This window comes from Bacillota bacterium, from assembly GCA_040754675.1.
GTDB lineage: Bacteria > Bacillota > Limnochordia > Limnochordales > Geochordaceae > Geochorda.
The window spans coordinates 1-4,942 of record JBFMCJ010000304.1 but is presented as its reverse complement, the minus strand read 5'-3'; the positions used below and the strand labels follow the sequence as shown (position 1 = coordinate 4,942).

The 4,942-nt window shown below is 63.6% G+C and carries 3 protein-coding genes and 1 pseudogene; 1 reads left to right on the top strand and 3 read right to left on the bottom strand.

The features are described from left to right. Positions 1–4 precede the first annotated feature (4 nt). Positions 5–1,519 carry an RHS repeat-associated core domain-containing protein gene (locus AB1609_15440; GenBank protein MEW6047847.1) on the bottom strand — a complete coding sequence of 505 codons (1,515 nt, stop codon included), beginning with the start codon at positions 1,517–1,519 and terminating at the stop codon, positions 5–7. Positions 1,520–2,159: 640 nt separating this feature from the next. On the opposite strand from AB1609_15440, the gene AB1609_15435 reads away from it, so the two are divergent. Then, complete coding sequence (locus tag AB1609_15435) at positions 2,160–2,807, top strand: hypothetical protein (GenBank protein MEW6047846.1); 648 nt, start codon at positions 2,160–2,162, stop codon at positions 2,805–2,807. 759 nt (positions 2,808–3,566) lie between these two features. Here AB1609_15435 and AB1609_15430 read toward each other — a convergent pair. Then, a pseudogene (locus AB1609_15430) lies at positions 3,567–3,793 on the bottom strand (type II secretion system protein GspD). A gap of 72 nt (positions 3,794–3,865) precedes the next feature. Further along, positions 3,866–4,942: hypothetical protein (locus AB1609_15425; GenBank protein ID MEW6047845.1), on the bottom strand; the 1,077-nt coding region annotated here is incomplete at its 5' end.

Genomic DNA, 4,942 nt, shown 5'->3' with positions numbered 1-4,942 from the left:
CTGTCTACCCATGCTTCGGTCTTGAGAAATGCCTGTCGGACCTCTTTGGGACATCACCTTCAAGCCTCGACATGATGGCGGAGAGGATTCGCTGGAGACCCTCAATAACCCTGGTAACCGTCGTTGTATTCCTGATGACGTAATCAACAGGGTTAGGTGAGATGCTCCGCCCCTGGGTAGCAAGACCGCGCGGCATCATCCGCTCTACAGCGTGTTGTGTGTATAACGGTTCGCCGACCTGGGCGTACTCTCGCCCGGCTACGACGACCTTAGGATAATCCTTCCATGTACCCCACAGCAGCTTGCCGGCCTTTTCCGCGCTGGGTGCAGTGGGTGCAAGCCAGGTCTGAACTTTCACCGCCACCCACGTGGCTGCGGTGGTCAGGGCCTGCGAGATCGCGGGGCCTGCCGCCTCCACGGCTACCACGGCCGCCAGCGTCATTGCGAACACGTCGAGATCCGCTGGCCGGGCATTCGGGCCCCACCCACTCGCCTCCTGCCCCGGGGGTGGCCGGGGGAGGTGCAGCCGCTGGCCGGGGTAGATCCGGTCCGGATCCGGAATGTTGTTCACGGCAGCGCTTTCTTGGTACAGGGAGGCGTCCCCGTAAGCCTGGTATGCGATGCCCGAGAGGGTGTCGCCCGCCTGGACGATCCCTTCCGTGCGCCACGGGTTCGTGAACTTGAGCAGGCCCCACAGGTCGAGGTAGCGGACCGGGTTGTTGTCCACGTAGCTGTACCAGTTCCGCCCATCCCGGATGGGGTCCGGGGTCAGCCACCGGCCTACCTCCGGGTCGTACCAGCGGGCCCCGAAGTAATAGAGCCCGGTCCTGGGGTCGTACTCCTTGGCCGTCAGCGCATAGGGGTTGTACGGATCCGTGACCCCCGCCCAGAGCTGGCCGAAGGCCTCCGTATAGTAGCGGATGACCACCTCCCCCTGCCGGTCCGTGAGGGCCTGGACTGTCCCCAGGGCGTCGAGATGATAGTACAACAGCCCGCCCCGGGTGCGCAAAAACTCCTCGTACCCCGGCGCCTTGCGCCCGTGAAAGCCGAACATCTTCCGGGCGAGGAGCTGGCCGCCCGCCCGGTAATACTCCGCCAGCGGGGCGAGGCCCTCGCCCGGCGTGCCGGCATACTCCATCAAGACCTCGAAGCCGTCGTAAAGGAAATGGGTGATCTCGGTCTTCTGCTGGTTTGCGTTCTGCCAGTCGCTCTCCTCGCGCCGCACCCGCCGGTCGAAGCCGTCGTAAGCGTACGTCACCCACGTTCCGTCCGGGAAGTCGACGCGGATCAGCTGGTTTCGGGCGTTGTAGGTGTAGCGGACCCATCCCTGAGGCGTGAGCTCTTCGGTGAGGTTGCCGTTGGCGTCGTAGCGGTACTGCACGGTGTCCGCCCGCACCAGGCGGTTGAGGAAGGCGTAGGCGTAGTCCAGCGTACCTCGATCCGTCTCTAGACGCAGGCGGTTGCCCACCGGGTCGTAGGTGTACGCCGCCCAGGCCACGGGTTCGGGCCAGGTCGTCAAAGATTCGCCCTCCCCCGGCCGCTTGGGCTTTCCGCCACCCGCTCCGCCTGACTGCGCCGGCCCTCCGAATCATTCAACTCAAGAGTACACGAACCGATACAAGTGGTAAGCAGTGCCATAACTGGCACGCCCTATGTCATGGCAGGGGAGGTATGCGACGTCCGCGAGACGGCCCCTCAAGCGGCCGGGCGTCGCAATGGCATCGGCTGGGCCCCACCCTAAACGCGGCTTTTGGAGGGACCCCCAATAGACAGCTTTCTGGTCCGGTCGCTATTCGTACTCCTCATGACCGCGGTCGTTTGGAGAGCGCAGGGAGCACCCGCTTACGTACCGGCTGCGCCCGTGACCGAGGCGGTTCGACCCTCGATCGTGGACGGCATCCATTACGAGGGACAGGCGCTCAAAGAATCCATTCGGGATTACGCCACCCTACTGACTACATTGCCAGCCTATTCGGAGGCTATGGCTGTACGTCATGACCCGATACTGTTTGTTGAGGAGCTGGAGGGGGTGTACGCTACGGATCCAATGATCATGACGACATTCACGCCGCAGCTGCTGCAGATGTGTCGATGTGTCGATTGCCAATAAGATTGCATGCAATCCCCGGCGCGGGTCAGTGGCGGGAGGTGGGCGAAGCATGTGGTGGTTAGGCCGAGCAGGGCATGCGCTGGTGTGGCTGGTCATCGCGGTTGCTCTACACAGGGTCGGGCTGGGGGCGCGGGCTGCGGGAGAGGAAGTGGTTCAGCTCCGGCCGCCTTTGAGGGACGAATACGTGATGAGCTGGACCTACGGAAGTCCTGAACCCTCCCTTGTTGACGACTTGGACGGCGATGCGCTGCCTGACGTCGTGCGGGTTGGGCGGGACCACCCGAATGGGATGCAGGTCTCGATCCACTTTGAGGACGGATGGGGAATCAGCCTGCGGCCCGATACGCCAGGAAGGGGCCGGGTGCCGGTCACGACCATCAAGATGCCGGGGATCGACTCGTGGGGTGAGCTGCAGGCCGGGTGGACGGCATGGGTGTCGGTGAACGATCTCACCGGGGATGAGTGGCCGGAGGTCATCCTGGCCGTGGTGGCCCCGAGCACCGACACGGAATCCGGGCTGTTGGTGTGGCAGTATCGGGCGAGGCACGACGTGTGGTTTCCCAAGGACCTCGAGCTCGTAGCGTACGCCGTAGGCTATCGCTTCACGCTAATGGAGCAGGAGATCCGTGTCGTCGGCCGGGACGGGCGCGAGCGCCGGCACGTCTGGAACGGCGAGTGGTTCCAGCCGGACCGGTGAAGCGCAGAAGCTGAAGCGTGAACCTTCATCACGGCCGGATCGGCCCGAGGGCCGACCCCGGCGCCCGTGCGGCGCCTGGCCGTGACGGCCGCTCATAGACGCCCGGGACCTGGGGGGTCGGCTGGGAGTCTCATGGGTTCCTCGCCGCTTGGACGCTCTTGCGCATGATCGGGGTGTGGCTGTTGGAGGAAGGAGCGATTATCAGCCTGGCCACGTTCAGTGCCCGTTCGATGACGTTCCATGCCAGGAGGGCCTGACGGCCACGTCCGTGTCCTGCGCGTCCTTCTCCCATGGCCGCCGAGCTCAACTGCTCTTGTACCGCCTCCACCGGGGCCTGCAGGCCGCACCCCGGTTGTGGCGGCAGGTGGGGCTTGGTTGGTTCCGGCCTGTCCGGCCTGCTTTACGTCCAAGAGGCCGGGATCGATGTAAATGGTACGAGCGCTTACCAATTACGGCGGAGCTTTGGCGCGGAGGAAGCCCAGGAGAAGCCTCCGGCCACCTCGGGTACCGTGGATAAGGCCGGAGACCAGGTGGACTACATACGGGGCCACGTAACTGGATTGGGCGATGGGACGATTTCTTCCGGCAGAATCCTAACCCCTCAAAGCAGCGGATTCTGGGTTATCTTGAACGTCTCGAGAAGGAGTTTGGTCTGCCTCTCTTCCGGTTAAGGCTGCGATTGCTATCGCCAGCCAGGCTGCGGCTAACATCACTCGCGAGACGCCCATCGCGCGCCTCCTCTCCACGCCGCTCAAGCTCTTACCGCTCTTCAAGGAGGTAAGGGGTCACGATGATGAAGAGCTCTGTCTCCTTGGCTTCGGTGCGGGAGGACGTGAACAACCGTCCGATCACGGGGATTTCCCAAGCAATGGGAGCTTTCGATCCCGGTGGATCTGCCGCTGCTCCAAAAGGCCGCCGATCACGATGGTCTCGCCGGAATGGACCCGAACGATGGTCTCCGCCTCGGGGCTGCTCGTGGTGGGATACCCCTCCGTCTGCTGTGGACAGAGCTGCCTCCGGCGCCACGGAGGGAGGACGCCGGAGGCAGCCGGAGCTGCTCAGAACGAGCGGCGAGCCGTCAACGACAGTGACGCAGAGGAGCTACCGGACACATCCTTCTCATTCGTCTGATAGGTGATTTCCTTGGTCCCGCTCGACGCGGAGGGTAGCGAGAGATCGATAGCCCATCCGGCGACGTCAACACCGGCTCCTCCATAGAAGCGGGTATAGGTGCTGAGCGTTGTGGTATTTGTCTGATCGGTCGCTGGCGAGGTCGTTACGCGGTTGGCCTTGAGTTCAGCGAACTGTTTGACACCCGCCTGCAGGCGCAGCCACGACATGATTCGGGTTTCGACGCCGAGCCGCAGGGCCAGCCCGGTCCAGGCGTTGGTAGTGATCCGGGTGGGCGTGCGGAGGCCATCCTCGGTCGTTTCGGCGGTGTTGTACAGCTCGGCGCCGGCTGCCAGGGTGGTTCCGCCGCGTTCCCAGGCAGGGGTGAACGATATGAAGTCCCTGCGGTACCCGTACTTCCAGCGCACTACGTCAGAGGCATCCAGCGTCTGGCGCCAGATCTGGTAGTGAAAAGCGGTGAGATACCCGTGGTCACTCCAGGCAGGGGGACGATCCGTTCGCGCCGCCAACTGGAGCGTTGTTCGGGTACCGTGATTGTCGATGGTGCCGTCGGACTTGTAGCGCACGTAGGTCTGGAATGCAGGGTTGATCCCTACCGCCAGAGGCGCTCGACCCGTTGGGGTATAGAGGATCCCGGCATAAGGCCGAAAAGCCTGCCACACATCGTCATCGTAGGAGGGTTGCCCGCTTGGGGTGACGGTCTGGGTGTACCGGCCGTAGTTGAGCGAAAGGCCGGCTGCCAGAGTGGGGCTCAGCCTGTGCCCGTAGGCGGCCCTGATACCGAAGTCCGTGTGCTCCGTCTTACTTCCGGTAATATCAGTGGCGCTGAACAGTTCGACTGGGGCCTGGAGCGCGAAGCCGCTTCGGGAGGGAATCACGGGCCGTGCATACCGGAGCTCGAGGTCAAGACTTCGGCTCCCGCTTGACGTAGAGGAGAGCAGGTTGCCACCGCTGTCATAGGTTGCCGAAGATGTTGCCGAGGTTGAGGTCGAAGCGGCCGCTTC

Coding starts and splice junctions, on each gene's coding strand:
- AB1609_15435 (MEW6047846.1), top strand. CDS start 2,160: ATGTGGTGGTTAGGCCGAGCAGGGCATGCGCTGGTGTGGCTGGTCATC.